Here is a 25694-nt window from a genome sequence, read left to right as displayed (position 1 = left end):
TCCTGATGGTGCTGGCGTTGCGGCGGCCACGGGCGCGCGCAGTGGTTTTGATTTGTATTGTGGGCTATATTGTCAGCACCCCTGCCCCATGGGGGACACACCAGAATTGAGGAGCACAGCCATGAAAGTCAGCGATATCCTGCGCGTCAAGGGAGGCACGCTGTACACCGTCCAGCCCCAGGAAACGCTGGAGCGCGCGATCGAGACCATGTCGCAGTTCGACATTGGCTCGCTGGCCGTGATCGAACACGGCGACCTGGTGGGCATGTTGACCTTCCGCGAAGTCATCCACACGCTGGCCAAGAACGGGGGATCGCTGGGCGGTCGCACGGTGCGCACCGTGATGGACGACCACCCCATGACCTGCACGCCGCAGACCGAACTGGAGCAGGTGCGCCCCATGATGCTGGAGCGCCACACCCGCTACATGCCGGTGATGGACAACAAGATGCTCATGGGCGTGATCAGCTTCTACGACGTGGCCAAGGCCGTGGTGGACAGCCAGAACTTCGAGAACAAGATGCTCAAGGCCTACATTCGCGACTGGCCCGAGGAAGAGTCGAGCAAGAACGAGCCGAACTTCCCCTGAAGCCCCGCGCTTCCCACCGGAACGCCCCGCCCGCCGGGGCGTTTTTCATGGGGCGCACGCAGCTTCAGTCCGAACTGGCGTGGATCATGTCGCGCACGCGCGGGTAGATCTGCTGGTTCCAGCGCCGACCGCTGAACACGCCGTAGTGGCCCACCCCGGTCTGCACGTGGTGCGTCTTCATGTAGGGCCGCACGCTGCGGCACAGGTCCTGCGCGGCCACGGTCTGGCCCACCGAGCAGATGTCGTCGCGCTCGCCTTCGACCGTCATCAGCGCGGTGCGGCGGATCGCCGCGGGGTTCACGGTGCGGCCGTTCCAGGTCAGCACGCCGCGCGGCAGGTCGTAGGTCTGGAACACCTTCTCCACCGTCTCCAGGTAGAACTCGGCCGGCAGGTCATTGACCGCGAGGTACTCCTCGTAGAACGCCTGGATCACGCCGGCCTCTTCGGTGCGCCCGGCCAGCAGGTGGTCGTAGATGTGGCGGAAGGATTGCTTGTGGCGCTCCGGGTTCATGCTCATGAAGGCGGTGAGCTGCACGAAGCCCGGGTAGACGCGGCGCATCATGCCGGCGTGCGGGAAGGGCACGTGGCTGATCAGGTTCCTCTCGAACCAGTCGATGGGCTTGCTGGTGGCGAGCTTGTTCACTTCGGTGGGGTTGACGCGGCAGTCCACCGGGCCGGCCATCAGCGTGAGGCTGCGCGGCTGGGCCGGGTTGTCGTCCTCGGCCATGATGGCCGTGGCGGCCAGCGCGGCCACGCAGGGCTGGCACACCGCCACCATGTGGCTGCCAGGGCCCACGGCCTCGGTGAAGCGGATCATGTAGCTGATGTAGTCGTCGAGCGAGAACGCGCCATGGCGCAGCGGGACGTCGCGCGCGTTGTGCCAATCGGTGATGTAGACGTCGTGGTCCTGCAGCAGGGTGCGCGCGGTCTCGCGCAGCAGCGTGGCAAAGTGGCCCGAGAGGGGCGCGACCAGCAGCACCTTGGGCTGGGGTTCGGCGCCATCCTTGCGAAAGCGAAGCAGGGTGCCGAAGGGCAGGGTGAGCACGGCCTCTTCGGTGACGGGGTATTCGCCGTCGCCCACTGCCACGCCGTGGATCTGGTACGGCGGGCGCGTGTGGGTCAGGCGCAGGCGCGAGACCACGTCGCAGGCGGCGGCCAGCTTGCGCATCACGCTGCCTTCGGTTTCCCGCAGCCAGAGCGCAGCGCTCAGGTGCTGCGCGGCCATGCGCAGGGGCGAGATCAGGTCGGACTGGAATTGGTAGGCCTGATACAGCATGGTTTCTTTCCTGGGACAACGTGTCGCATCGAAGGCAAGTTGCGGGCCAGCAGGGCGTTGCACCGGCGCGGTGCGCACCCGGCGCACAGCGATGGCACAGGCCTTGCTGTGAGGAGGGGCCCAAGAGGAGCATGTCCATGGCCAAAGCGGTACTCACGATCAGCAGCAAGAACTACGGCGCCTGGGCCTTGCGGGGCTGGCTGATGGCGCGCATGGCGAAGCTGGAGTTCACCGAGAACGTGATTTCGCCGGACGATCCGGCGATGAAAGCCGAGATGCTGCTGCTCTCGGCCTCGATGCGGGTGCCGGCGCTGGAGCACGAGGGCATCCATGTGTGGGACACGCTGGCGATTGGCGAGTACCTCAACGAGGTCAAGCCCAAGGCGGGCCTGCTGCCGGCGGACCGGGCGGCCCGGGCGCATTGCCGGGCGATCTGTGGCGAGATGCACTCGGGCTTCTCGGCAATGCGCTCCTCGTTGCCGATGAACATCAAGGCCTCGTTTCCGAATTTCAAGCTGTGGTCGCGCGCGCAGACCGACATCGATCGCATCGAGACCATCTGGAACGAGTGCCTGCAGACGTATGGCGGGCCTTATCTGTTCGGCGAAAAGCCCTGCATGGCCGATGCGATGTTCGCGCCGGTGGTGACCCGTTTCATCACCTACCAGGTGGCGATCAGCCCGGCCTGCGTGGCGTACTGCGACACCATCATGGCCCTGCCCGCCATGAAGGAATGGGTGGCGGCGGCCGAGGCCGAGCCCGACGACATCGACGAACTGGACGCCGAGTTCTAGGCGTTCGTGGCCGTCATGCCCCGGCCTCGCGGGGCCCGAGGCAGGGCCTGCAGGAGGGCCTGTTCACGCCCAGGGCGTGGGCTTGGGAATCTCACAGACCGGCTCCACATCGATCGACTTGAAGTCCGCCGGAGACACGATCTCCAGGTATTCCATGTCAGGCGAATAGTCGAACAGGTAGTGCCGGATGCCGGGCCGCTGGTGCACGCAGTCGCCGGCCTCCACCAGCGTTTCCTGGTCCTCGTACATGAAACGGGCCCAGCCCTTGAGCATGATCACGATCTGGAAGTCCGCCTCGTGCCGGTGCCAGCCCGTGCCTTCCTCCGGCGGCAGATTCGCTTTCACCAGGTGCGCAATCACCTTGCCATGCGTGGCCTGGGCGATCCCCAGGTCCCGGTAGAGGAAAAAATCGCGCAGGCCACCACTTACATAGTCGCCTTCGTCGCCCTTGAGGTGAGAGAACAGGGTGGCGGTTCGATCAAGCATGGAACGCTCCTTTCTGGGGATGAACAGCAAGCATCTGCTGCGCTGCAGCACAAAGCACAAAATGTTCCTGTGCGCCCGGGCACCCGCCATGCACCAGACTGGCCCGCCGGCGCACCAGCCTGCCTCAGGGATAATCGCCCTCTTATGAGCGGCAACACCTTCGGCACCCTGTTTTGCGTCACCAACTTCGGTGAATCCCACGGCCCGGCCATTGGCTGCGTGATCGACGGCTGCCCGCCCGGCATGGCCTTGAGCGAAGCCGACATCCAGGGCGAGCTCGACCGCCGCCGCCCCGGCACCAGCAAATTCGTCACCCAGCGCAACGAGCCCGACACCGTCGAAATCCTCAGCGGCGTGTACGAAGGCAAGACCACCGGCACCCCCATCGCCTTGCTGATCCGCAACACCGACCAGCGCAGCAAGGACTACGGCAACATCCTGCAGACCTTCCGCCCCGGCCACGCCGACTACACCTACTGGCAGAAGTACGGCATTCGCGACCCGCGCGGGGGCGGGCGCAGCTCGGCGCGCCTGACCGCGCCCACCGTCGCCGCCGGTGCGGTTGCCAGGAAGTGGCTCAAGGAGCGCTACGGCACCACCTTCCGCGGTCACATGACGCAGGTCGGCGAGCTGACCATCCCGTTCGAGAGCTGGGACCACGTGCCGCATAACCCCTTCTTCGCCCCGGTGGCCGATGTGTCGGCCATCGAGGCGTACATGAACGAGCTGCGCAAGAGCGGCGACTCCTGCGGCGCGCGCCTGCGGGTGACCGCGCAGGGCATGCCTGTGGGCCTGGGCCAGCCGCTGTACGACCGGCTCGATGCCGACATCGCCTACGCCATGCTCGGCCTCAACGCCGTCAAGGGCGTGGAGATCGGCGCGGGCTTCGCCAGCGTGGCGCACCGGGGCAGCACGCACGGCGACAGCCTCACGCCCGAGGGTTTCAAGGGCAACAACGCCGGCGGCGTGCTCGGCGGCATCAGCACCGGGCAGGACCTGGAGGTGCAGATCGCGATCAAGCCGACCAGCTCCATCCTGATCCCGCGCGAGACCATCGACACGGCTGGCCAGCCCACCGAGGTCATCACCAAAGGCCGCCACGACCCCTGCGTGGGCATTCGCGCCACCCCCATCGCCGAGGCCCTGCTGGCCCTGGTGGTGATGGACCATGCGCTGCTGCACCGCGCGCAATGCGGCGACGTGCAACTGCCCACGCCCGACATCGCGGCCCAGGCGCGCGGCTGAGCCTCCTTGGCGAACGATCCGCCGCCGGGCCGCCCCAAGGCGGATCAGCCCCCTCGGGGGGCAGCAAGCCGCGCAGCGGCGCAGCGTGGGGGCAACAATCCGCCGCCGGGCCGCCCCAAGGCGGATCAGCCCCCTCGGGGGGCAGCGAGCCGCGCAGCGGCGCGGCGTGGGGGCCTTCTCCCTTTTGCCGCGCTCTCCGCGAGCTATTTCGCCCACATCGGGTTTTTCAACCCCTATTTGCCGCTCTGGCTCAAAGAGTTGGGCTTCGGCCTGATTGCCATCAGCGTTCTGACCTCGGTGCAGTCGGCCACGCGCCTGTTCGCGCCCTACCTGTGGGGCTCGCTGAGCGACCGCACCGGCGAGCGCGTGCGCCTGCTGCGCTTTGGCGCCACCGCCGCGCTGCTGCTTTCGCTGGGCCTGTGGTTCGACGCAGGCGGTGTGGTGCTGTTCGTGGTGCTGCTGCTCATGTTCAGCCACACCAGCGGCATGATGCCCATGAGCGAGGCCGCGCTGGCCCACCTGGTCAGCCAGCACGGCGCCTTTGACGCGAAGCGCTACGGCCGCGTGCGCCTGTGGGGCTCGCTGGGCTTCCTGGTCACCGTGGTCGCCGCGGGCCTGTGGTTCGAGCGCTTCGGCCTGGTGCACTTTCCAGCCTGGACGCTGGGCACGCTCGCCGCCGTGGCCCTCAGTGCCTGGATGCTGCCCGACTTCCGTGAGCCGGCCCACGCCACGCCATCGCCGCAGTCTGGCGTGTGGCCGGTGCTGCGCCAGCCGCCGGTGCGCTGGTTTTTCGCCGCCGTGTTCTTCCACGTGCTCGCCCACATCTTCGTGTACGTGTTCTTCTCGCTTTACCTGGATTCGCTGGGCTACAGCAAGACCGTGATCGGCCTGATGTGGGCGCTGTCGGTGGTGATCGAGATCGGCTGGTTCTTCACCCAGGGCCGCTGGCTGCCCCTGCTCTCGCTCTCGGGCTGGCTGGTGCTGGCTGCGGCACTGATGTCGCTGCGCATGGGCCTGACCGCCGGCTTCGCGCCACTGTGGCCCGTGCTGCTGCTGGCGCAGGCCCTGCACGCCATCACCTTCGCTGCGCACCACACGGTGTGCATTGCCATGCTGTCCCACCATTTCCCCGGCCGCCTGCGCGGGCGCGGCCAGGCGCTGTACACGGTGGTGGGCTATGGCCTGCCGGGCGTGGTGGGCGGGATCAGTGGTGGCCTGCTCAGCTCGGCCTTCGGCCTCTCCAGCGTGTTCTGGCTGTCGGCCCTGCTCGCGCTCGTGGCCACCGCCTGCGCGCTGCGGGCCCGGGCTCTGACGGCAGCCGTGCCGCCGGGGTGAACCAAAAACCCCTGCATGGATCGTTTATCGAACGAAGCCGTGCGAATATCGAACACCTGATGGGTGCAAAAGCTGGTCATGCCTGAGCTGGGCCCCTAAAGTGCGGGCTGGGCCTCGGCCTGCCTGTTCCGTTTTCTGAATCCCCGGAGTTGTCGACATGAGTGATTTCCTGCTCAACCCACAGGAGGGCCGCGAGCCTCTGCAAGCCTCTTTCAGCGACGCGGCCAACCCGCTGGGCCTGGACGGCATCGAGTTCATCGAATACGCCACCAGCAAGCCGCAGGCGCTGGGCCAGGTGCTGGAGATGATGGGGTTTCGCCCTGTCGCGCGCCACCGGTCGCGCGAGGTGCTGTTGTACCGCCAGGGCGGGCTCAATGTGGTCGTCAACGCCAACCCGGTGGACGCCAAGGGCGCTGGCCACGGCAGCGAGGTGCCCTCGATCTCCGCCATGGCCCTGCGCGTGCGCGATGCGCGCGCGGCCTACCACTACGTGCTGGAGCGCGGCGCCTGGTCGGTGCCCACGCACGCAGAGGTGATGGAGCTCAACATCCCCGCCATCCACGGCGCGGGCGGCAGCCGCATCTACTTCGTGGACCGCTACAAGGACTTCTCGATCTACGACGTGGACTTCGTGCCCATCCCCTCGGTGGACCAGCACCCGCCGGCCACCGCCGGCATCCACTTCTTCGGTGTCGTGCAGTACATCGGTCCCGAGCGAAGCAACGACTGGATCGCGTTCTACGAAGAACTCTTCGGCACCGAGCTGATTCCCGACGAGCAGCGCTTCGGCATCATGCCCAAGGGCACGCTGCTGCGCACGCCGGCACTGGACCCCTCGCAGCGCTTCATGCTCCAGCTCATCGAGCCCGAGCTGCACGTGGTGGATGCCGACGAGCGCCTGCAGCGCATCGGCCTGGGTGTGCCCGATGTGCTCGAAGCCGTCAAGGCGCTGCGCGCGCTCGGCGTGGAGTTCGTCGAGACCCAGGCCGCACACACCGAGCAGCGCGGCGCCATCAGCAAGACCTACCTGGGCTCGGTCGTGTTCGAGCTGGTGCACAGTGAGAAGGAGTGAGGCCATGAGCCCGAACCGTGCTTCCATCGAGGCCATCAGCGGCTTCGGCATGGACACCATCACGCTGGCCGGCCCGCTCGAAGCCAAGCTGGCGGCCATGAAAGCCGCCGGTTTCTCGCAGGTGATGCTCAAGGCCAACGACCTGGTCGGCCACCCCGGCGGCCTGGGCGCGGCCGTGCAGGCCGTCAAGGACAGCGGCCTGCGCGGCACGGGCTTTCAGGTGCTGCGCGACTTCGAGGGCCTCTCGGGCCACCTGCACCACTACAAGGTGGACATCGCCAAGAGCATGCTCGAGATGTGCGCCGCGTTGGGTTGCAAGGTGCTGCTGGCCTGTTCCTCCACGTCGGCGCATGCCTCGCAGGACCTCGACCACATCGCGCGCGACCTGCGCAAGCTCGCCATGCTGGCCGTTCCTTTCGGCATCCGCATTGCCTACGAAGGCCTGTCCTGGGGCCGCACGGTCAACGAGTTCACCACCGCCTGGGACGTGGTCTGCCGCGCCGACTGCCCCAACCTCGGCCTGGGCATCGATTCGTTCCACATCTTTGCGGCCAAGACCTCGCTGGAAGAGATCGACTACCTCGATCCGGCCAAGATCTTCCTGGTGCAGCTGGCCGACTTCATGTGGCAGGAGACCAAGACCTTCGAGGAACGCATGACGACCGCGCGCACCTTCCGCGTCTTCCCCGGCGAGGGGGTGCACAGCGAGCAGCTGGCCGAGCTCGTGCTCAAGCTGGACAAGCTCGGCTATGAGGGCGACTACAGCTTCGAGGTGTTCAACGACGACTACCAGCAGATGCCCTTGCCGGTGGTGGCCGAGCGCGCGCGCCGTTCGGCGCTGTGGCTGGCCGAGGACGTGATGCGCCGCTCGATGCCACTGCCCAACCAGATGCGCCTGAAGACCTTGAGGGCCTGAGGAAACGCCCAGACCCACGCTGCCGCCGAAGGCGGCGCAGGGGAGGGCCGTTTCACCCGCGCCGCAGGCGCACGCCCAGCCAGCCGCAGAGCGCGATGAGCGCGATGCCGATCACCGTCCAGGCATCGGGCGCATGGCCGAAGACCACCCAGCCCGCCAGCGTGGCGAAGGCGATCTGTGCGTACAGGTAGGGGGTGAGGCGCGAGGCCGGCGCATGGTGGTAGGCCTGGATCAGCAGGTAGTGGCCCACCGAGCCGAACACCCCGAGCAGGCCCGCGAGCGCCCACAGAGTCCAGTCGGCCATGGGCGCCCAGCCCCAGGGCAGCAGCAGCGAGCAGCAGGCCAGGCCGAGCAGCCCGGTGTAGAAGTGCATGGTGCCCGGGTCCTCCGTGCGCACCATGCGGCTGGTGAGGATCTGGTAGGCCGCGTTCACGAGCACCAGCAACAGGGGCAGCAGCATGGCGCCGTGAAAGTCGCTGCCCTTGGGGCGGATCACGATCATCGCGCCGGCCAGGCCCCCGATCACCAGCGCCCATGTGAGCGCAGACACCGGCTCGCGCAGCATCAGCGCGGCCAGCAGCGTGACCGCCAGCGGCACCAGCATCATGATGGCGGTGAACTCGCCCACCGGCACGTGGCGCAGGGCCAGGTAGGCCACCACGCTGGAGCCCAGCATCAGCACGCCCCGGCCGAACTGCCAGCCGGGTGCGCGGGTGTGCAGCAGCGTGCGTCCTCGCTGCGGCCAGAGCAGGGCGGTGGTCATCAGCGTCTGGGTGAGGTAGCGCAGCCAGACCGCCATCACCACGGGCACGGCCGGGCCGACGTATTGGGAGGTGGTGTCCAGCAGGGCGAAGCACAGTGTGGCGCCGATCAGCAGCGCGATGCCCAGCGCGGTGCGTTTCGGGGAAGGGGTGCTGTGGCGGGTCACGCGGCTCAGTAGCTCAGGCGGGCCACGGAGCGCAACACCTCGGCCGTGGTGGTGGGCAGGCCGAAGAATTCCAGGTAGGCCGGGATCTGCTCGAACAGCATGTCCGAGCCCACCTGCACCGGGCAGCCGCGCGCCCGCGCGGCCGCGAGGAAGGCCGTCATCTCGGTCCGCATCACCACCTCGCCCACGAAGGTGCGTGCCTCCAGGCGCGACACGTCCATCGGCAGCGGGTCGCCCTCGTTCATGCCCATGGGCGTGGCGTTGACCACCAGGTCCATGCCGGCCGGGTCGTTGCTGCCGGTGCTCACCTCGATGCCGGGGTAACTGGCCTTCAGCCGCAGGCCCAGGGCGCTGGCCGACAGGGCGTTCACATCGTGCAGGGCGATCGCACCGATGCCCGCGCCCGCCAGCGAGGCCGCGATGGCGCAGCCCACCCCGCCGCAACCCACCACCAGCACGCGCGCACCTGGCAGGCTCAGGCCCTTTCGCTGCACGCCGCGCACGAAGCCCGCGCCGTCAAACAGGTCGCCCACCAGGCGGCCGTCCTCGGTGCGCCTGACGGCGTTGCACGCGCCGGCGACCTTCACCGTGGGCGTGACCTCGTCCATCAGGCCCACCGTCGCCACTTTGTGCGGCATGGTGATGAGTGCGCCCCGGATGTTGGTGAGCGTGAAGACCGATTGGAGGAAGGCCGGGAAGTCGGGCCTCTGGCAACCCATGGGCACCACCACCGCATTCACTCCGACGTGCTCGAAGTACGGGTTGTAGATCATCGGCGACTTGAAGGTGTGCGTCGGGTAGCCGATGTGGGCGATGAGCTCGGTGTTGCCGTTGATCATGGTCGTTGCAGGGCGTCAGGCCTTCTTGGCTCGCGCGTGGTTCACGGCGGAGCGCAGGCCCATGAGGTAGCTCTCCACACCGAAGCCCGCGATCTGGCCTTGCGCGATCTCCGCGAGCACCGAGTGGTGGCGGAACGTCTCCCGCGCATGGATGTTGGACATGTGCACTTCGACGATGGGGCAGGGCAGGATGGCCAGCGCGTCGCGAATGCCATAGCTGTAGTGCGTCCAGGCGCCGGCGTTGATCATCACCGCGTCCACCTGATCGAAGTAGGCCTGGTGGATGCGTTCGCACATGGCGCCTTCGAAGTTGGTCTGGAAGGCTTCCACCTCCACGCCCAGTTCCTTGCCGAGCGCGCTCACCTGCTCGTTGATCTGCTCGAGCGTGATCGTGCCGTATTGCTTCGGGTCGCGCTTGCCGAACATGTTGAGGTTGATGCCGTGCAGCATGAGAACTTTCATCGTGGCTCCAGACGTTGGGATGGTTGAAGAGAAATGGGGGGCGGGCCCGTTCGACGGCCCGGCAGACGGTGCCCGCACACGCGATGGCCTGCAGGGGATCGCCGCGCACCGCGCCGACTGTACCCACCTCGAAAGGCTTGCTCCCCGAGCGGCCTTCGGCGCGCGGGTGGCCCCCGGGCCCGACCAGGGTCAACCGGCCGTGCGGGTCTGGCTCAGGGGCGCCGCGGGCAGCCTCACTTGCCCCTGGCTTTGGCCAACTCGGCTTGCAGGCTCTGCACCGTCTCCTGGCCCACGGACACGGCGAATTTGGCGATCACCGGGCGAAGCCGGTCGCGCAGCTTGTCGGTCTCGGCGGGCGACAGCTCGGTCACCTGCATGCCGCCCTTCTTCATGTTGTCCAGCGCGGCCGAAACCTGGCCACGCGCCTGCTCGCGCTGGTATTTGGCCGACTCCTGCGCCGCATCGGCAATGATCTTCTTCTGCGCGGCGTCCAGGGTGTCCCAGAACTTCTTGCTGATGATCACCGACTGCGGGTTGTACTGGTGGTTGCTCAGCACCACGTGCTTCTGCACCTCGTAGAACTTGTTGGCGTTGATCACGGTGAGCGGATTTTCCTGGCCGTCGATCGCCTTCTGCTCCAGCGCCGCGTACACCTCGGGGAAGGGCAGGGGCGTGGGGTTGGCGCCCAGGGCCTTGACCCACTCCACGTTGATCGGGTTGGGGATCACGCGCAGCTTGAGGCCTTCGAGGTCTTCCAGGCGCGTGATGGGGCGCTTGCTGTTGGTGATGTTGCGAAAGCCCAGTTCGTAGTACGCCAGGCCAATGAGGCCCTTCTCCTGCAGCTTGTCGTGCAGCTTCTTGCCGAAGGGGCCGTCGACCACGGCGTCGGCTTCCTTCGAGTTCGCGAACATGAAGGGGAAGTCGTAGATCGCGAACTCCTTGACCTGGCTGGCGAAGATGCCCGAATTCATCGACGCCATCTCCAGCGTGCCGCCCTGGATGGCCGACACATTGGCCTGGTCGCTGCCCAGCGTGCCGCCGGGGAAGAGATTGACCTTCATCTTGCCGCCGGACCTGGCCGCCACGAGCTCGGCGAATTTCTCCATGCCCATCACGATCGGGTGGCCCTTGGGGTTCTGGGTTGCGAACTTGATGGTCTTGTCCTGCGCATGCGCAGCGCCAAAGGCGGCCACCGCCAGCGCGGCGACCAGGGTTTTGAGCATCGGGCGTTTCATGGTGTCTCCAAAAAGTTGTGGGCAGTGCGCTGGCATCCGGGAGCATCGGCCCGCGGCGCACCGCGCACAGGCCGGGTGTGAAGAAGGGTCAGTTGCCGATGAGCCATCGCGCCGGCACCATCACCAGCGAGGGGAACAGCACCAGCAGGAACATCACCGCAAACTGCATGAGCATGAAGGGCATCACGCCACGCGTCACATCGTCCATGCGCATGCGGCCCACGCCGGCCACGGTGTTGAGCACCGTGCCCACCGGCGGCGTCACCAGGCCGATGGAATTGTTGATGATGAAGAGCACGCCGAAGTACACCGGGTCGATGCCGGCGGCTTTCACGATGGGCATCAGCACCGGCGTGAGGATCAGGATGGTGGGCGTCATGTCCATGGCCGTGCCCACCGCGATCACCAGCAGCATGATGGCCAGCATCAGCAGGGTCGGGCTGTCCAGCAGCGGCTGCAGCAACGTGACGATCTGGTCCGGCAGCTGGGCCACCGTGATCAGCCAGGCCGACACCATCGCCGCGGCCACCAGGAACATGATCACGGCCGTGGTCTTGGCCGCGTTGAGGAACACCTCGTGGAGCTGCCTGAGCGTGAGTTCGCGGTAGACCACGCCAGCCACGAAGAGGGCATAGACGGCGGCCACCACGGCCGCTTCGGTGGGCGTGAACACGCCCATGCGCAGGCCCACCAGAATGATCAGGGGCAGCATCAGCGCCCAGCCTGCGCTGCGCATGGCGCCCACCACCTCGCGCGCCGACTTGCGCGGGGGCGGCTCCAGCTTTTCACGCCGCGTGCTCCACCACCAGGTGGCCCACAGGCCGGCGGCCAGCAGGATGCCGGGGAAGATGCCCGCGAGGAACAGCTTGGAGATCGACACGTTGGCCGCCACGCCGAAGATCACGAAGCCGATCGACGGCGGGATGATGGGGCCGATCACGCCACAGGCCGCGATCAGGCCGCCGCTGCGCGCCTTGTCGTGGCCGGCCTTGACCATCATCGGCAGCAGCAGGGCCGTCAGCGCGGCCGCGTCGGCCACGGCCGATCCCGAGAGAGCCGACAGCAGGCAGGCCGCGACGATGGTCACGTAGCCCAGGCCGCCGCGCACATGGCCCACCAGCGCCATCGCGAAATTCACGATGCGGCGCGACAGGCCGCCGGTGTTCATGATCTCGCCGGCCAGCATGAAGAAGGGCACTGCCAGCAGGGGGAAGCTGTTGGCACCCTCGATGAGGTTCTGCGCGAGGATCTGCGCATCGAACATGCCCAGGTGCCACATCAGGGCCACGCCGCTGAGCAGCAGCGCGAAGGAAATGGGAATGCCAATGGCCATGGCGGCCAGCAAGGCACCGAGGAAGATGGCAATGGTCATGGCGGTCTCCTGGCGCGCTCAGGCCTGAGGGTTGCCCGGCGGCGGCGCGTCTTCCGACTCGCGGATGCCGATCAACTCGTCCTCGCTCATCTGGCCCGCCAGCAGGCGCCAGAGGTTCAGCAGCAGGATGGGCGCGGCCAGCCAGGCGAACACCATGCCGCTGGCGTAGAAATAGCCCATCGAGGTTTCCATGACCGCGCTGGTGGAATCCCAATTGATCTTCACCTGCTCCCAGGCGCCCTGGTGGATCAGCCAGCACACGTACAGCATCAGCACCAGGCTGGCGGCCAGGCACAGCTTGCGGCCCGGAACGGGCAGGCGCGAGATCAGCGAGTCGGTGCCGAGGTGGGCGCGTTCATTGAGCGCCACCACCGCGCCCAGAAAGGTCATCCACACGAACAGCCAGCGCGAAAGCTCCTCGGACAGGGTGATGCCCGAGTTGAAGCCGTAGCGCATCAGCACATTGCCAAAGACCATCACCACCATGCAGGCGAGGGACAGCACCATCAGCCAGGCCAGCAGCCGGCAGTAGGTGTTGATGAGCTTCTGGATCACGCAGGTCTCCTGGGTTGTTCCCGTCGAGCGTGTAATGTACGAACTGGTTAGTTTTCAAAGAATGGGTAATTACCCTGAGTCGGCTCGCCGGCCGTCGCCTCAGGCGCGCACGTAGCGCAGGACCATTTCGGCGATGGCGGTGCGGCGCGCGGCGGCGATCTGCGGGTCGCTCAGGTCGCGCTTGAAGATCATCCCGAAGGTGTGGCGGTTGGAGACATTGAAGAACGTCAGCGCCGAGATCGAGGCGTGGATGTCGATGGCATCGAGCCCCGGGCGGAACACGCCCGATGCCACGCCCCGTTCGTAGAGCTCACGGATCGCCGAGATCGCCGGCACATTGAGCTGCTGGATGCTCTGGCTCTGCGCCAGGAACTGGCCCCGGTTCATGTTCTCCGAGATCACCAGCCGGATGTAGTTCTCGTGGCTGGCATGGTGGTCGAACGTGAACTCCACCAGCTTGCGCAGCGCGGCCTCGGGCTCCAGGTCCTCCAGGTGCTGCTGACTCTCGATCTCCCGCATGCGCCGGTACGACTCTTCCAGCACGGCCAGGTACAGGCCCTCCTTGCTCTGGAAGTAGTAATAGATCATGCGCTTGCTGGTCTGCGTGGCCGCCGCGATCTCGTCGATGCGTGCCCCCGCCAGGCCCTTCTCGGCAAACTCCGCCATGGCCACCTCGAGGATGTTGGCCATGGTCCGCTCCGGGTCGTTGGTGCGGGTGGTTTCCTTGGGGGACGCCACGCTGCGCGCGGCCCGTCGCCGGGAATGTACCGTTTCGTTCATTTTCCCAGTATAGGGGCGGCACGCGCACGGCGGATCACTCCTCTTCCAGCATCGCGGAAAACGAAGGGGGCATCGCCAGGCGGTCGTCGTCGATCTGCACCACCACCTGCTTGATCTCGTCGCTGAACACGGCCGGCGGCAGACAGGCCTGGCTCACCGGGGCGTTGCCGTAGCCGCAGGTCAGCCCGGCCGTGATGCCATAGGTGGTCCAGGTGCCAGGGGCGCGCACCTCGCTCATGCGCTCGCCGTTGAGCCAGAGGCTGAACACGCCGCCCGCCGCTTCCGTGCGCTCGAACTGCACCTTGAGCACGACGGCGCCGGGGCGAAGTGGCGCGCGCAGGGTGTGGGTCACCGTGTCGGTGTAGACGTACTCGAACACCGCCATGCCGTGGGCGCAATACAGCACGTAGCCGCCGAAGCGGTTGCCGCAGGCGAGCACGATGCCGTGGGCATGCGCGGTGGCCAGGCGAAGTTCGGCCTCGATGTGGTAGCTGCGGCCATTGATGGCGGGCACCATCAAGCGGTCCACGCGCGCCATGCCGGCCTGGTACTCGTAGCGCCGGGGCATCTCGTCGCGAAACCAGGCGAAAGCGCGTTCGGACTCGCGGTCGTCGAGCGGCAACACCTGGTAGCGGCGCGCCTCCTGCCACCACAGGTCCACCATCTCGCGCACGCGCAGCGGGTGCTGCGCGGCCAGGTCCCTCGTCTCCGAAAAGTCGGTGGCCATGTCGTACAGCTCCCACCGGTCCTCGGCGAAGTCCGCGCCCTTGGTGTGGCGCGCCACCACCTTCCAGCCCTGGTGCCACAGCGCGCGGTCGCCCACCAGCTCGAAGTGCTGGATCTGCTTGCGTGTGGGCGCATCCGCCTGGTCGAAGGTGTAGCCCATGGGCGTGCCGTGCAGCGGCAGCTGGCTCACGCCCCGGTAGACCTCGGGCGCTTTCAGGCCCAGCTCGTCGAGCAGCGTGGGCACGATGTCGATGACGTGGTGGTACTGCCCGCGTACCGCGCCTCCATCGATGATGCGACGGGGCCAGTGCACGATCAGTGGCGCGCGGATGCCACCGCCATGGGTGTTTTTCTTGTACCACTTCAGGGGCGTGTTCGACACCTGCGCCCAGCCCATGGGGTAGTGCGGGAACGAGTGCTCGCCGCCAATCAGCTCCAGCCGTTCCAGGATGTGCGCCACGCTTTCCTTCTCGGTCTGCAGGTGCTTGCGGATGTTCACCGCCCCCATGGGCCCGCCTTCGCCGCTGGCGCCGTTGTCCGAGAGCAGCACGATCACCGTGTTGTTCAGCTGCCCTGTGTGTTCGAGGTAGTCGACCAGCCGGCCGATCTGTGTGTCGGTGTGCGAAAGAAATGCCGCATACGTCTCCTGCAGGCGCGCGCAGACTTTGCGCTCGTCGGCGTCCAGCGCGTCCCAGGCCGACACGCCCGGGTTGCGCGCGGACAGCGCGGTGTCTGGCGGCACGATGCCCAGCGCTTTTTGCTTTTCCAGCCTGCGCGCGCGGATCACGTCCCAGCCCTCGTCGTAGCGACCGTGCTGGCGCGCGATCTCGTCGGCCGGCACGTGCAGCGGCCAGTGCCCTGCACCGAACGCCAGGTAAGTGAGCCAGGGGCGGTGCGGCGCCGAGGTGACATGGTCGCGCACCGAAGCGATCGCCTGGTCCACCAGGTCTTCGCTCAGGTGGTAACCCGGCCGAGGCGTGTGCCGGATCGGGTGGTTGTCCTCGTGCAGGTCGGGGTTCCAGTGGTCCACATACCCACCGAGAAAACCATACCAGCGGCTGAAGCCACGCCCCAGCGGCCACTGCTCGTGCGGGCCCGCCGCGCCATAGTTCGCCAGGTTGGAGAGATGCCACTTGCCCACGGCGTAGGTGCCATAGGCGTGATCGGACAGCATCTCGGCCACCGTCGCCGCATGGCGGGTGATGTGGCCCTGGTAGCCGGGGAACCCATTGGACCACTCGGCGATGGCGCCCACGCCCACGGCGTGCGCGTTGCGCCCTGTCAGCAGCGCCGCCCGCGTGGGCGAGCACATCGAGGTCACATGGAAGTTGTTGTAGCGCAGCCCACCGGCGGCCAGTGCGTCCATGCGCGGCGTGGGGATCTCCGAGCCGAAGCAACCCAGGTCGGAGAAGCCCACGTCGTCGAGCACGATGAACAGGATGTTGGGCGCACCGCTTGGCGCGCTGGCGGGCCGGGGCCACCAGGCCTCGGACTCGCGGTAGGTGGGGCCGATATGGCCCTGGAACTCGTCGATGCCGGGCATGTGTCTCGTGTTCCCTGTCAATCGGCCTTCAGACCCAGCTTGCGAATCACACCGCCCCAGCGCTCGGCCTCGGTCGCCGCGTAAGCGCCGAACTCGGCCGCGCTGCTGCCCAGCGGCACCGCCCCCAGCGCTTTCAGCCGCTCCTGAACCTGCGGGTCGGCCAGGGCCGCCTTGAACGCCTTGTGCAGGCGGTCCACCACCGGCTGCGGCGTGCCCCTGGGCGCGAGGATGCCGTACCACGCGGCGCCTTCAAAGCCCGGCAGTACCGACTCGGCCACGGTGGGCACGCCCGGCAGGCTCGTCGAGCGCGCGCTGGAAGTGACCGCCAGCGCGCGCAGCTTGCCGGCGGCAACGTGGGGCATCAGCGAGGCGATGGCGTCCGAATCGCAGTCGATCTCACCGCCGAGCAGGGCGGTGATGGCGGGGCCCGAGCCCCGGTAGGGCACGGCCGTGATGTCCAGCTTGAGCTCTGACTTCAGCAACTCGAACGCCAGGTTGGTCACCGTGGCGCCGCCCCCGCCACCGGCGCAATTGAGCTTGCCCGGCTGGGCACGGGCCTCGTTCACCAGGTCCTGCAGGGTGTTGAACTTCGAGCTGGCGTTGACCGCGATCACCACGGGTGAAGTGGCCAGACCGATGACGGGGGCGAAGTCCTTGACCGGGTGAAAGGGCAGCTTCTCGTACAGCGCGCCCGTGCCCGCGTGCCCCGCCGTCACCAGCAGCAGCGTGTACCCATCGGCCGGCGCGCGCGCCACCACGCCCGCGCCAATGGTGCCGCCCGCGCCAGCCCTGGCATCCACCACCACGGGCTGGCCGAGCTGGGGCGAGATGCTCTGGCCCAGCACGCGAGCCAGCGCATCGGCCGCGCCACCGGCAGCAAACGGCACCACCAGGGTGATGGGCTTGGAAGGGTAGGACTGCGCACACGCTGCGCCGATGGCCAGCGTGGACAAGGCGGCGGCGGCCAGCCGCCGAAGGTGGGTGGGGTGGAACAAGATCATGGATGTCTCCATCAATTGTGGGAAGGCGCCACGTCGAGGTGCATGGACTACAGTCGACTCTAGGCCCACGCCGAGATGTGCGGAAGTGTTGATTTCAGAACACGTGATGCACAAGACGCAACACCACCCAACGCCTTGACCTGTCCAGGATTGTCATGAGACCGCAGCGCCCACCCACCGCCATGCCCGCGCCCAACCGCCTCATGCGGCGCGCCCACCTGCTGGGTGACTTCCTCGTCGTCGCCAACGAAGGCGGCATTCGCCAGGCGGCGGAAAAAATACACCTCAGCCAGTCCGCGCTCACGCGGCGCATCCAGGACCTGGAGTCCGCGCTCGGCGCCAGCCTGTTCGAGCGCACCTCGCGCGGGATGAGCCTCACCCCCTTCGGTGAGGCCTTGCGGCACCACGCGCAACTCGTGGCCCTCACCTGCAAGTACGCGGTCAGCGAAGTGGGCGATTTGCTCGAAGGCGAGGCGGGCGAACTGCGCATCGCCGCCGGCCCCGCCTGGGCCTACGCGCTCGTGCCCGACGCCGTCGCGCGCATGCAGGCCGCTCACCCCAAGGTGCAGGTCACCCTGAACAACCAGCTCAGCGAGTCCACCCTGCCCATGCTCTCCAGCGGTTTGCTCGATGTGGTGATGAGCGGCCTGCCGCCTCCGCGCGAGCGCGAGTCCCAGCTGAGTTACGAGCCCATGCTGCGCATCGAGCACCTCGTCTATGCCCGGCAGGGCCATCCCCTGCACCGGCTCGCCACCGTGCGCCCGGCCGACCTGCAGCAACACCCCTGGATCTGGTTCGTCGAAGCCGTCAAGGCGCGCGAGCTGCTCGCCGCCCACTTCCGGCGCGCGCGCCTGCCCATGCCGGGTGCGGCCGTGGAAACCTCGTCGGTGCAGTTCGGCTTCCGGCTCATGCAGACCGGCAACCACCTCATGGTGCTGCCCTCCACCCTGATCGAACTCGCCGCGCAACGCGGCCTCGCACCCTTGAAGCTGGACCGCAGCCTGGGCCGCTACGTCGCGGGCATGGTCTACCGCCCCTCGGTGCGCCGCCTCAAGGCCTTCGAAGCCTTCCGCGATGCCCTGGCCGTGGAGCTGGGCAGGTCCTTCGCCGACGCCCTGGTCTAGGGCACTGGCGGGTTGCGCCGCAGCGGGTTGAATCCCGTCACCAACGCCGAGGCCAGCAGCACCAGCGCGCCGCCCACGAAAATGCCCGGCGACAGCGCTTCGCCCAGGAAGAGGTGGCCCCAGGTCACGCCGAACACCGGGATCAGGAACACCGGGCTCATCGCCGCCACCGGCGTCACGTGCCGGATGATGCGCAGGTGCGCCCAATAGGCCAGCCCCGAGGTGACCACCCCCATCACCAGAACGGCCGCCATGCCGGTGGGGGTGAACGTGGCCTGCGGCCAGGCCCAGAGCGCGCCAGGCAGCACCAGCACCATCGCGCCTGCGTGGATGCCCGCCGCGATCGCCAGCGGCTGCATGCGTGTGGTGGCCCGCTTCATCAGCGGCGTGGAGCAGCCGTAGCACGCGGCGGCCAGCACGCAAGCCAGCGCCGCCGCGATCGTGGCCGCGTCCGGCTGCACCGGGCCAAGCCGCACGATCAGGCCCACGCCGACGAAGCCGCACGCGCAGCCCAGCAGCTTGCGCACTGTGAGCGTGTCTTCCTTGAACCAGCTGGAGGCGAGCGTGCCGAAGAGCACGGCCGTGGTGTTGAGCAAGGCGCTGTAGCCCGCCGGCAGGCGCAGCCCGGCCCAGGCATACAGCAGGAAGGGCAATGCCACCGACAGACCCCCCATCAACAGCAGCTCGCGCCAGTAGCGCCACGGCCACTGCTGCTTCATCCCGCGCATGATCAGCGCCAGCGTGAGCCCGGCCAGCGCCACGCGGCAACCCGCCAGCACCAGCGGCCCGATCTCTGGCACCGCCACGCGGATGAACAGGAACGACGCGCCCCAGAGCGCCGACAGGCCGACCAGTTGCAGGAAGTGGCGGGCCTTCAAACCAGCGGCACGGTGAGCTGGCGCACCACGGGCTGGGTGTCGGGGCGCACGCCGCGCCACCACAGAAACCCTTCGGCCGCCTGCTCCACCAGCATGCCCACGCCGTCGGCCACGCGCTCCACACCCGCGGCCCTGGCCTGCCGCAGGAAAGGCGTGAGGCCCTTGCCATAGACCATGTCGTACGCCAGCGCGCCGGGGGCGAAGAGGCCCTCCGGCAGCGGCAGCGCCTCTTGCGAAAGCCCGGTCGACGTCGCATTGATCACCACGTCGAAACTTTGGCCCAGCAGCGTGTCGTAGCCGCCGGTCTGCAGCGGGACATGGGCCGCGAAATCATGGCGCAACGCGTGCGCCTTCTCGGGCGTGCGGTTCGCCACCGACAACAGCGCCGGCTGCTGCGCCGCGATGGGCAGCAGCGCGCCGCGCGTGGCGCCGCCTGCGCCCAGCAGCAGCACGCGCCGGCCCTTGATTGCAACGCCCAGGTTGCGCTGCAGATCGTTCACCAGGCCCACGCCGTCGAAGTTGTCGGCCAGGATGCGCTCGCCCTCGAACTTCAGGCAATTGGCCGCACCGGCCAGCCGCGCGCGCTCGCTCGGCTCCGTAGCGATCTCGAAGGCCTGCAGCTTGAACGGCAGGCTCACGTTCAGCCCGCGCCCGCCGCTGGCCCGAAAGCCCAGCACCGTGTCCGCAAAACCGTCCAGCGGCGTCTCGATGGCGGTGTAGACCAGGTCCTGCCCCGTGCTGCGGGCGAACTCGGTGTGGATCAGGGGCGACTTGCTGTGGCCAATGGGGTGGCCGAGAACGGCGTAGCGGTCGGTCATAGAGCGGCAGGTGGGGCGGGGCGTGTTGAGAAAGCAACATTGTGGCGCAAGCCCCTGAGCCGGCCACGGGCTTGGCCCCCGGCCTACCATGGCAGCCATGAACACCACCCCCCTCAAGATCGATTTCGTGTCCGACGTGTCCTGCCCCTGGTGCGCCGTGGGCCTGGGCGCGCTCGAAGAAGCCCTGCAGAAACTGCAAGGCGACGTGTCGGCCGAATTGCACTTCCAGCCTTTCGAACTCAATCCCAAGATGGGCCCCGAAGGCCAGGACATCGGTGAACACCTCGCCGAGAAGTACGGCTCCACGCCCGAGCAGCAGGCGCAGATCCGCAACACCATCCGGGCGCGCGGCGCCGAGGTGGGCTTCGCCTTCAATCCCGAAGGGCGGGGCCGCATCTGGAACACCTTCGACGCCCACCGCCTGCTGCACTGGGCCGGCGAAGAAGGCGCGCCCGGCCAGCAGCACGCGCTCAAGAAAGCGCTCCTGGCCGCCTGCCACACCCGCAGCGAAGCCATGGGCCACCACGATGTGCTGCTCGGCTGCGTGCGCGAAGCCGGGCTGGACCAAGCGCGTGCCAAGGCCATCCTTGCCGGTGACGAATACGCCAAAGACGTGCGCGAGCGCGAAGCCTTCTACACCAGCCACGGCATCCACTCCGTGCCGGCCGTCATCATCAACGACAAGCACCTCATCTCCGGCGGCCAGCCTGCCGCGGTGTTCGAGCAGGCGCTGCGGCAGATCGCGGCGGCGTGAGCCATCCGAGGTGCGCTTTGCCTAAAGTCATTGCTCCTTGAGCTTCGACAGAAAACGAAACACCGGTCCCTCGATCCTGATGGCCCTGTTCAGGTCGTGATAGCCCGGTTCTTCGACGAAACCCCAGTGGTGAATGCCGACCACCTTGCCTTGCTTATCGAGAACGGGAGAGCCCGAGCTTCCATCGGCTGTGTCGCACCGATGCCCGAAATCTGCCATTGACCCTTCAGTGGGTGATTTCGCGGGCCACTTGGCTACGTCGCAACCTTCCCGCACCAATCTCATGGGCCAGCCAAAGGGGTGTTGGAGCAGGGCCAGTGGTTGTCCTTGCTGCAATCCAACTTCTGAAATCATCAGCGGCACGGGCGGGTTCGTGATACCTGCTGGTACGTCAATCTCAAGCACGCCCACGTCGAAGGCCTGGACCGCGGTGTTGTCCAAGACGCGCTTGCATGCAAACCAGCGACCGGGCTCGACCCGATCTGGCTGCTCGCGGTAGTCAAAGATCACCCGCGCACTCTCACAGTCCGTGGCCGTCGCCACACAGTGATGGTTGCTCACGAAGTGATGGCGGCTCACCATGAAGCCCGAGCACACGCGCCATTGCGCCCCGTTCACCCAATAAACCGCTGCAACGCTTTTCCCCGTTTCCTGGTATTGAGACGGGCTCAGCGTGTTGAGAGGCTCAAAGCGGGGTGGGTCCCGAAAGCTGAATGGCCGTCCGCGTGGAATGGCGATTCCGAACTCCAATTGCATTCGCAACCACGGTGTGCCGCTCACGTTCCCTATTGCCTCGACCACGACGGCGGACGAGCCCATCACAGGAACCCAATGAGGCCCGGTACGGGCACCCTCAGCCTTTATCTCAAGCTCTGGAACGGTCGAATTCGGTCGCCTCACGACAAGCGTGGAGCCTGGCGGTAACTCAAGATCGCGCACGCCGACAAACACACCCGAACCCGCCGTTGCTCCGGGGTAGGGCAGGTCCACGGACCAGAGCACGCCGGAGGGATCGTTCGCCACGCGCAAGCTGACCAAACGGCTCTGGGTTTCTCCAACGACGGGTGCGATGGCCTGCGCCCTGTTCTCCTCGCATACCACGAGGCCGAGGAGAAGCAGGCCGAATCCCGTTGCCAACGCCTTGTACTTACTGGACCTGCGGAACCATCGCAATGTAGTCATCGATGTGCCTCAGTGTGTACGATTCCATGCGCTTGCCGGGTTGGGTGACATCGACGTTGAGGGCCAGGGTTTCATTCGTGAGCGTGCCATCCACCCGCGTCAGCCGCGCTCCGCGCGCTTTGGGCTCTATGTAGAAAACCGTGTAAGGGCGAGATAAATCCTTCGAGTGGTTGCGATAGAGGCGCTTGACCTGCCCCATCGGAATCTTCACAGAGTCATATCCGGTGCGGATCACCAGAATAGGGTCCGTGCTCGCCTTGCTGGACACATAAAAGTCCACTGTGCCTTTCACTTCTCTGCCATCGAACACCACCCTGGCCACATCGATGTCGAGCGCGTGAGCGAAATTCAAACGCCCGCCGAACAGCTTTCCACCATCCTCCTGCAACTGGGGCGTCAGATCCGAGGTGTAGATCAGGCGATTTCTTGCCTGCGAAGGTTTCATGTCAGTGGCATACATGAGCATGCTTGCGGCCGCCGCCGCCGTGGCCGCCGCCTGCGAAGAGCCCGAGGCTCTTCCCGCCAAGTGGCCTCGAATCGTGCTCCAGAGATTTTCCGCTGGCACGCCAATGTCGATCTGGTGCCCATGGTTTGAACGCGATCCGATCTTCGGGTCGTCATCGTCGTTCGAGAGCGCCGCAACCGTCAGCACATGCGCGCGATCCTTGGGGCCACATACCGGTGTGATGTCGCAGGCACCGTCGTCAAGCCTGCGATTGTCATTTCCCGCAGCCACGACGAACAGAACGCTGCTGCGGCCCGTTTGCGCGGGCCTCATGATCGCCTCGGCTACCGGGTCCTTGCGGGGACGCATGGACAGGTTGCCTTGGCTGCTCAAGGGCAGGCTCGCGGTCACGCCCCAGCTCAGATTGACGACGCTGTACTTGCTGGCCATCTGTTGAATCAGGGTGCCCACCTTCGTGTAGTACGCATGCTGGGTCATCCGGCTGTAGTCCACCGTTCCAACCCCCAGATGGGTCCTTTCATACGGCAGCATTCCTTGTCCCGTCTTGGCGCCAGGGCGCGAGAACCAAAGACCGAGCAAATGGGTGCCGTGCTCAGATGCCAGTACCTCCTTCGAGCTTCTTTCACCACAGACCTTCTGGCTGTCGCTCGCCGTGACGGCCTGTGGCAGCAGGTTCTCGGCATCCAGCTCGAAAAGCTGCGACGCTTCCTTGAACTGCTGCTTGAAGTCGAAGTCGCAATGATCCAGGTAAGGCCGGGAGTCAATCAGACTGATGGCGAGGCGCTTGTCGAGGAGCTCGCCGTTCACGCGGTGATACTTGATGAGTGCCAGGAGCTTTTCCTTCGTCAGATCCTGCATGGTGCCCGTGGCCGCACTCTGGTTGATCTTCACGGCGGCCGGAGGCATCACCACATTGCCCAGGAAGCGGTCCGCTGTGGACGGGCTTACACCCAGCTCAACGATGCCGCCATTAAGAATGGCATCTGCCATGGGCTTGTCCAATGGCAGCGGCGTGCTGTAACTCGCCGATGGCACCAGAATATCTCCGCGATACTCGTTGCGCAGCTTCCTCGCATCGATATTGAGATGCCGGATCTTGGCCTCGCACTGTGCGTCGTAGCTCTCGCATCCGCCGCGGTCCTTCACCACGATGGAACTGATTCTGTCCCCCTTCTTCTTGGGGTAAACCTGGATCAGTTCCTCGTAGCCGAGCCTGATGTCCGGAATGAGGACTTCCGCATCCCTCAGCGAACGCCATTGCACTCTAGGCGCGCCGCGCGGCCGGGGCCTCACCTCGCACAGCGGCCCATTGAGCTCGCACAAAAGCATATTCAGCGCCGCGGGGAAATTCTCGCCCTGGCCAATGTACAGACCTTCGCTGCCGACCATCTCCATGATGCTGGCTCCTGCCTCGGTCTTGAGGAGCGCCTTTCTCGTGATCAACTTGCCATTGGCCTTGTACAGCTCATACAGCGTCTGATAGAGATTGGTGACCTCAGCTTGAATGCCGGGCCTGCTCGCCTCGCTTGACATCCAGATCGGCAGGTCGGGGGGCATCTGGGCTTGCGCTGCGGGCAGATGAGCCAGCAGGACGCATGCGAACGAAGACGGGCGCATGGTCAGTCATCCCCATTGCTTTTGCCGATGATCTCCTGCAGGCGCGAAATCAGAGGCTCATTGATCTTGGCCTTGTTCTTGGTGACGAACTCTGCAAACTTCAGAAGAAAATCGCCCCCGTCCTCCGTTTCCACCGCCGTCACCAACAGGTTCGCGTATGTCACCGTGCCGATTTGCTGCATCGGCGCGGTCATCCCTGCCAGAGAGCTGGCATGAAACCGCGAGCCAACACGGATCGTTCCAAACGTAACGGGGAAGGCGGCTATCGCGGTTCCGATAGCAGCTGCTGGCGCCTTGGGCACAGGCTTGGCATTGGCAGGGCCACCACCTGCGGCCGGTGCTGCCGGTGGCGGGCCACCATGAGACAGCGACGCAGGAGGGCTCAGCGTCGGGGCGCTCAATTCGACGACAAACGACAGATTCTTGCGAGCGGGCTCGCTGGAGTGCGCCGATTGGGGTTTGAAGAAATCGAGATGAACCGGGGTGAGCGTCACGTTCGTGCCGGCGCTGTCCAAGCTGTGAACGACCCATTCCACATAGACGTCGGGCCTGCGTACCAAGCCCAACTGCCGCAGCTTGTCGGGAGCCCAATCAGCGCCTGGAGCGTCTTCCAACTTGTCGCCAAACGCACCCGCGACATAAATCAGACACCCTTTGATCGACCCCGCCGGCAAGACAGCGGAGCCCGCCGCGGTGGAGGTTGACGAATATCCGCGGCCCCGTTGTTCCGCATACGCTGCGACGAAATCGACCAGATGCTCCACGATGGATGGCGCCAGATTCACGAGCAGCCCCGCGAACGCCCCCGCTTCAGCGCCCCCTGGTTGCGCTGCGGTGGCTGTGTGGTCGCTGATTTTTGCGACCACGCAATCCTTTTGGAGGAAAGTCCGCGCTCCCTCCATGGTGCCGAGGGTGGGGGCAGACCTCGGGTTGGTGGACACGCACCCCACGAGCATGGCGCAGGCCAGTAGGCTGAAAGTGAAGGCGGAGGGTAAGCCCCAGGGAGATCGATGAATGCGCACCATGGCTCCTCCTGGCAAAGAAACGTTTGCCTATGGTGAGGGCTTTCCCTTCCAGTCGCATCCTCAAATTGATTAGGAGATCGGCTTGCGGTATTGCGCCTTTGTGTTTCCGCAACGACGTGCGGTTGCCCACCCGTCGGCACGGTGGACCCGGAAATCAGTACAGCCGGATCGCCACGTCGAAATGCCAGGTGCGGCGGATCTCCACCACGTCGTACTGCCGCGAGAGGGCGGGTGAGAACGCCGGGTAGTTCGCCAGGCTCTGGATGATGCGGGTCACCGCCTCGTCGATCGCCGGCACGCCGCTGGTGCGCACGAATGTGACCGACTCCACCGAGCCATCGGCGCGGATCGCCACCGTCACCACCGGGTTGCTGTGCGGCTGCTTCACCGCCTCGCGCACCATTTCGAAGGTGTTGCTGTTGAGCTGGATCTTGCGCGCCCAGGCCTCGGCATAGCGCACCAGTTCCTCGTTGTTGTCCACCAGCCCGAACAGGCGGCCCCGGCGCAGGGGGCTCCCTTGTGGGTCGCGCAGCGCCGCCGCATCGGCTGCGTCGCGCCGGGCGCGCTCCTCGTCCAGCTGCCGGCCGATCGCGCGCAGGCGCTCTTCGCGCTTGGCCTCGTGTTCCGCGCGCTCGGCCGCCAGGCGCGCGGCCTCGGTGCGGGCGCCGTCCTGAGC

24 protein-coding genes and 1 pseudogene are annotated in these 25694 nt (G+C 66.5%); 8 read left to right on the top strand and 17 right to left on the bottom strand.

What is annotated here, in order from left to right; translation table 11 throughout:
• The first annotated feature begins 121 nt into the window (after positions 1–121).
• On the top strand, positions 122–589 hold the full coding sequence (locus KIT86_RS11215; RefSeq protein ID WP_291114768.1) for a CBS domain-containing protein: 468 nt from the start codon (positions 122–124) through the stop codon (positions 587–589).
• Between the two features lie 64 nt (positions 590–653).
• Here KIT86_RS11215 and KIT86_RS11210 read toward each other — a convergent pair whose 3' ends face one another.
• On the bottom strand, positions 654–1865 hold the full coding sequence (locus KIT86_RS11210) for a polyhydroxyalkanoate depolymerase (RefSeq protein ID WP_297398309.1): 1212 nt from the start codon (positions 1863–1865) through the stop codon (positions 654–656).
• Positions 1866–2002: 137 nt separating this feature from the next.
• Between KIT86_RS11210 and KIT86_RS11205 the strand changes: the two genes are divergently transcribed.
• The gene (locus tag KIT86_RS11205) at positions 2003–2659 is read left to right on the top strand and encodes a glutathione S-transferase (RefSeq protein WP_297398307.1); all 657 of its coding nucleotides are present in this window, start codon (positions 2003–2005) and stop codon (positions 2657–2659) included.
• A 63-nt stretch (positions 2660–2722) separates the two neighbouring features.
• Here the strand turns inward: KIT86_RS11205 and KIT86_RS11200 are convergent, their stop codons facing one another.
• On the bottom strand, positions 2723–3145 hold the full coding sequence (locus tag KIT86_RS11200) for a cupin domain-containing protein (protein WP_297398305.1): 423 nt from the start codon (positions 3143–3145) through the stop codon (positions 2723–2725).
• A gap of 144 nt (positions 3146–3289) precedes the next feature.
• Between KIT86_RS11200 and aroC the strand changes: the two genes are divergently transcribed.
• The 4 genes and pseudogenes from aroC to KIT86_RS11180 all read left to right on the top strand — a co-directional run bounded on the left by aroC (position 3290) and on the right by KIT86_RS11180 (position 7713).
• On the top strand, positions 3290–4390 hold the full coding sequence (gene aroC, locus KIT86_RS11195) for a chorismate synthase (RefSeq protein WP_297398303.1): 1101 nt from the start codon (positions 3290–3292) through the stop codon (positions 4388–4390).
• A 165-nt stretch (positions 4391–4555) separates the two neighbouring features.
• Positions 4556–5725 (top strand): annotated as a pseudogene (locus tag KIT86_RS11190) (MFS transporter); the annotation flags it as partial.
• Between the two features lie 157 nt (positions 5726–5882).
• Positions 5883–6797 (top strand): 4-hydroxyphenylpyruvate dioxygenase, encoded by a 915-nt coding sequence (locus KIT86_RS11185; RefSeq protein ID WP_297398301.1) that lies wholly within the window; start codon positions 5883–5885, stop codon positions 6795–6797.
• 4 nt (positions 6798–6801) lie between these two features.
• Positions 6802–7713, top strand: coding sequence for a sugar phosphate isomerase/epimerase (locus tag KIT86_RS11180; protein WP_297398299.1), 912 nt, complete (start codon positions 6802–6804; stop codon positions 7711–7713).
• A gap of 52 nt (positions 7714–7765) precedes the next feature.
• On the opposite strand, the gene KIT86_RS11175 is transcribed toward KIT86_RS11180, so the two are convergent.
• The 9 genes from KIT86_RS11175 to KIT86_RS11135 form a co-directional block, all read right to left on the bottom strand.
• On the bottom strand, positions 7766–8641 hold the full coding sequence (locus KIT86_RS11175; protein ID WP_297398297.1) for a DMT family transporter: 876 nt from the start codon (positions 8639–8641) through the stop codon (positions 7766–7768).
• A 5-nt stretch (positions 8642–8646) separates the two neighbouring features.
• Positions 8647–9480 (bottom strand): shikimate dehydrogenase, encoded by an 834-nt coding sequence (locus tag KIT86_RS11170; protein ID WP_297398295.1) that lies wholly within the window; start codon positions 9478–9480, stop codon positions 8647–8649.
• 15 nt (positions 9481–9495) lie between these two features.
• Positions 9496–9942 carry a type II 3-dehydroquinate dehydratase gene (gene aroQ / locus KIT86_RS11165; protein WP_297398293.1) on the bottom strand — a complete coding sequence of 149 codons (447 nt, stop codon included), beginning with the start codon at positions 9940–9942 and terminating at the stop codon, positions 9496–9498.
• 233 nt (positions 9943–10175) lie between these two features.
• On the bottom strand, positions 10176–11177 hold the full coding sequence (locus tag KIT86_RS11160) for a TRAP transporter substrate-binding protein (RefSeq protein WP_297398291.1): 1002 nt from the start codon (positions 11175–11177) through the stop codon (positions 10176–10178).
• Positions 11178–11265: 88 nt separating this feature from the next.
• Positions 11266–12549: a TRAP transporter large permease subunit gene (locus KIT86_RS11155; protein WP_297398289.1), complete on the bottom strand. Its 1284-nt coding sequence runs from the start codon at positions 12547–12549 to the stop codon at positions 11266–11268.
• A gap of 18 nt (positions 12550–12567) precedes the next feature.
• Positions 12568–13104, bottom strand: coding sequence for a TRAP transporter small permease (locus tag KIT86_RS11150; protein WP_297398287.1), 537 nt, complete (start codon positions 13102–13104; stop codon positions 12568–12570).
• 99 nt (positions 13105–13203) lie between these two features.
• Positions 13204–13884 carry a TetR/AcrR family transcriptional regulator gene (locus tag KIT86_RS11145; protein WP_297398285.1) on the bottom strand — a complete coding sequence of 227 codons (681 nt, stop codon included), beginning with the start codon at positions 13882–13884 and terminating at the stop codon, positions 13204–13206.
• 34 nt (positions 13885–13918) lie between these two features.
• Positions 13919–16153, bottom strand: coding sequence for an arylsulfatase (locus KIT86_RS11140; protein WP_297398282.1), 2235 nt, complete (start codon positions 16151–16153; stop codon positions 13919–13921).
• A 17-nt stretch (positions 16154–16170) separates the two neighbouring features.
• On the bottom strand, positions 16171–17154 hold the full coding sequence (locus KIT86_RS11135; protein WP_297398280.1) for a tripartite tricarboxylate transporter substrate-binding protein: 984 nt from the start codon (positions 17152–17154) through the stop codon (positions 16171–16173).
• Positions 17155–17336: 182 nt separating this feature from the next.
• Here KIT86_RS11135 and KIT86_RS11130 point away from each other — a divergent pair, with 182 nt between their 5' ends.
• Positions 17337–18278 carry a LysR family transcriptional regulator gene (locus KIT86_RS11130; RefSeq protein WP_297398278.1) on the top strand — a complete coding sequence of 314 codons (942 nt, stop codon included), beginning with the start codon at positions 17337–17339 and terminating at the stop codon, positions 18276–18278.
• Here the strand turns inward: KIT86_RS11130 and KIT86_RS11125 are convergent.
• Complete coding sequence (locus tag KIT86_RS11125) at positions 18275–19156, bottom strand: DMT family transporter (RefSeq protein WP_297398276.1); 882 nt, start codon at positions 19154–19156, stop codon at positions 18275–18277. The genes KIT86_RS11130 and KIT86_RS11125 overlap by 4 nt on opposite strands.
• Positions 19153–19974, bottom strand: coding sequence for a shikimate dehydrogenase (gene aroE, locus KIT86_RS11120; protein ID WP_297398274.1), 822 nt, complete (start codon positions 19972–19974; stop codon positions 19153–19155). The genes KIT86_RS11125 and aroE overlap by 4 nt, the downstream gene beginning before the upstream one ends.
• Positions 19975–20062: 88 nt before the next feature.
• Between aroE and KIT86_RS11115 the strand changes: the two genes are divergently transcribed.
• On the top strand, positions 20063–20728 hold the full coding sequence (locus tag KIT86_RS11115) for a DsbA family oxidoreductase (RefSeq protein ID WP_297398271.1): 666 nt from the start codon (positions 20063–20065) through the stop codon (positions 20726–20728).
• A gap of 27 nt (positions 20729–20755) precedes the next feature.
• Here KIT86_RS11115 and KIT86_RS11110 read toward each other — a convergent pair whose 3' ends face one another.
• The 4 genes from KIT86_RS11110 to KIT86_RS11095 all read right to left on the bottom strand — a co-directional run.
• Positions 20756–21910, bottom strand: a complete 1155-nt coding sequence (locus KIT86_RS11110) for a serine protease (protein WP_297398269.1) — start codon at positions 21908–21910, stop codon at positions 20756–20758.
• On the bottom strand, positions 21876–23993 hold the full coding sequence (locus KIT86_RS11105) for a S8 family serine peptidase (protein ID WP_297398267.1): 2118 nt from the start codon (positions 23991–23993) through the stop codon (positions 21876–21878). The genes KIT86_RS11110 and KIT86_RS11105 overlap by 35 nt, the downstream gene beginning before the upstream one ends.
• A 2-nt stretch (positions 23994–23995) precedes the next feature.
• Positions 23996–25018 (bottom strand): hypothetical protein, encoded by a 1023-nt coding sequence (locus KIT86_RS11100; protein WP_297398265.1) that lies wholly within the window; start codon positions 25016–25018, stop codon positions 23996–23998.
• 154 nt (positions 25019–25172) lie between these two features.
• Positions 25173–25694 (bottom strand): TonB family protein (locus tag KIT86_RS11095; RefSeq protein WP_297398263.1); only part of this gene is annotated, 522 nt, incomplete at its 5' end.

This window comes from Hydrogenophaga sp. (genome assembly GCF_026125825.1).
In the GTDB taxonomy this organism is placed as follows: Bacteria; Pseudomonadota; Gammaproteobacteria; order Burkholderiales; family Burkholderiaceae_C; genus Hydrogenophaga.
Note: the sequence above shows the minus strand (reverse complement) of the source record. Positions and strands in the feature narration are given on the sequence as shown.

Bases quoted from the DNA above. Each gene is read 5' to 3' on its own strand.
- KIT86_RS11215 (WP_291114768.1), top strand. From the start codon at position 122: ATGAAAGTCAGCGATATCCTGCGCGTCAAGGGAGGCACGCTGTACACC.
- KIT86_RS11140 (WP_297398282.1), bottom strand. From the start codon at position 16,153: ATGCCCGGCATCGACGAGTTCCAGGGCCATATCGGCCCCACCTACCGC.
- KIT86_RS11130 (WP_297398278.1), top strand. From the start codon at position 17,337: ATGCCCGCGCCCAACCGCCTCATGCGGCGCGCCCACCTGCTGGGTGAC.
- aroQ (WP_297398293.1), bottom strand. From the start codon at position 9,942: ATGAAAGTTCTCATGCTGCACGGCATCAACCTCAACATGTTCGGCAAG.
- KIT86_RS11210 (WP_297398309.1), bottom strand. From the start codon at position 1,865: ATGCTGTATCAGGCCTACCAATTCCAGTCCGACCTGATCTCGCCCCTG.
- aroE (WP_297398274.1), bottom strand. From the start codon at position 19,974: ATGACCGACCGCTACGCCGTTCTCGGCCACCCCATTGGCCACAGCAAG.
- KIT86_RS11180 (WP_297398299.1), top strand. From the start codon at position 6,802: ATGAGCCCGAACCGTGCTTCCATCGAGGCCATCAGCGGCTTCGGCATG.
- KIT86_RS11110 (WP_297398269.1), bottom strand. From the start codon at position 21,910: ATGACTACATTGCGATGGTTCCGCAGGTCCAGTAAGTACAAGGCGTTG.
- KIT86_RS11160 (WP_297398291.1), bottom strand. From the start codon at position 11,177: ATGAAACGCCCGATGCTCAAAACCCTGGTCGCCGCGCTGGCGGTGGCC.
- KIT86_RS11135 (WP_297398280.1), bottom strand. From the start codon at position 17,154: ATGATCTTGTTCCACCCCACCCACCTTCGGCGGCTGGCCGCCGCCGCC.
- KIT86_RS11100 (WP_297398265.1), bottom strand. From the start codon at position 25,018: ATGGTGCGCATTCATCGATCTCCCTGGGGCTTACCCTCCGCCTTCACT.
- KIT86_RS11145 (WP_297398285.1), bottom strand. From the start codon at position 13,884: ATGAACGAAACGGTACATTCCCGGCGACGGGCCGCGCGCAGCGTGGCG.
- KIT86_RS11205 (WP_297398307.1), top strand. From the start codon at position 2,003: ATGGCCAAAGCGGTACTCACGATCAGCAGCAAGAACTACGGCGCCTGG.
- KIT86_RS11170 (WP_297398295.1), bottom strand. From the start codon at position 9,480: ATGATCAACGGCAACACCGAGCTCATCGCCCACATCGGCTACCCGACG.
- KIT86_RS11185 (WP_297398301.1), top strand. From the start codon at position 5,883: ATGAGTGATTTCCTGCTCAACCCACAGGAGGGCCGCGAGCCTCTGCAA.
- KIT86_RS11200 (WP_297398305.1), bottom strand. From the start codon at position 3,145: ATGCTTGATCGAACCGCCACCCTGTTCTCTCACCTCAAGGGCGACGAA.
- KIT86_RS11155 (WP_297398289.1), bottom strand. From the start codon at position 12,549: ATGACCATTGCCATCTTCCTCGGTGCCTTGCTGGCCGCCATGGCCATT.
- KIT86_RS11115 (WP_297398271.1), top strand. From the start codon at position 20,063: ATGGCAGCCATGAACACCACCCCCCTCAAGATCGATTTCGTGTCCGAC.
- KIT86_RS11105 (WP_297398267.1), bottom strand. From the start codon at position 23,993: ATGCGCCCGTCTTCGTTCGCATGCGTCCTGCTGGCTCATCTGCCCGCA.
- aroC (WP_297398303.1), top strand. From the start codon at position 3,290: ATGAGCGGCAACACCTTCGGCACCCTGTTTTGCGTCACCAACTTCGGT.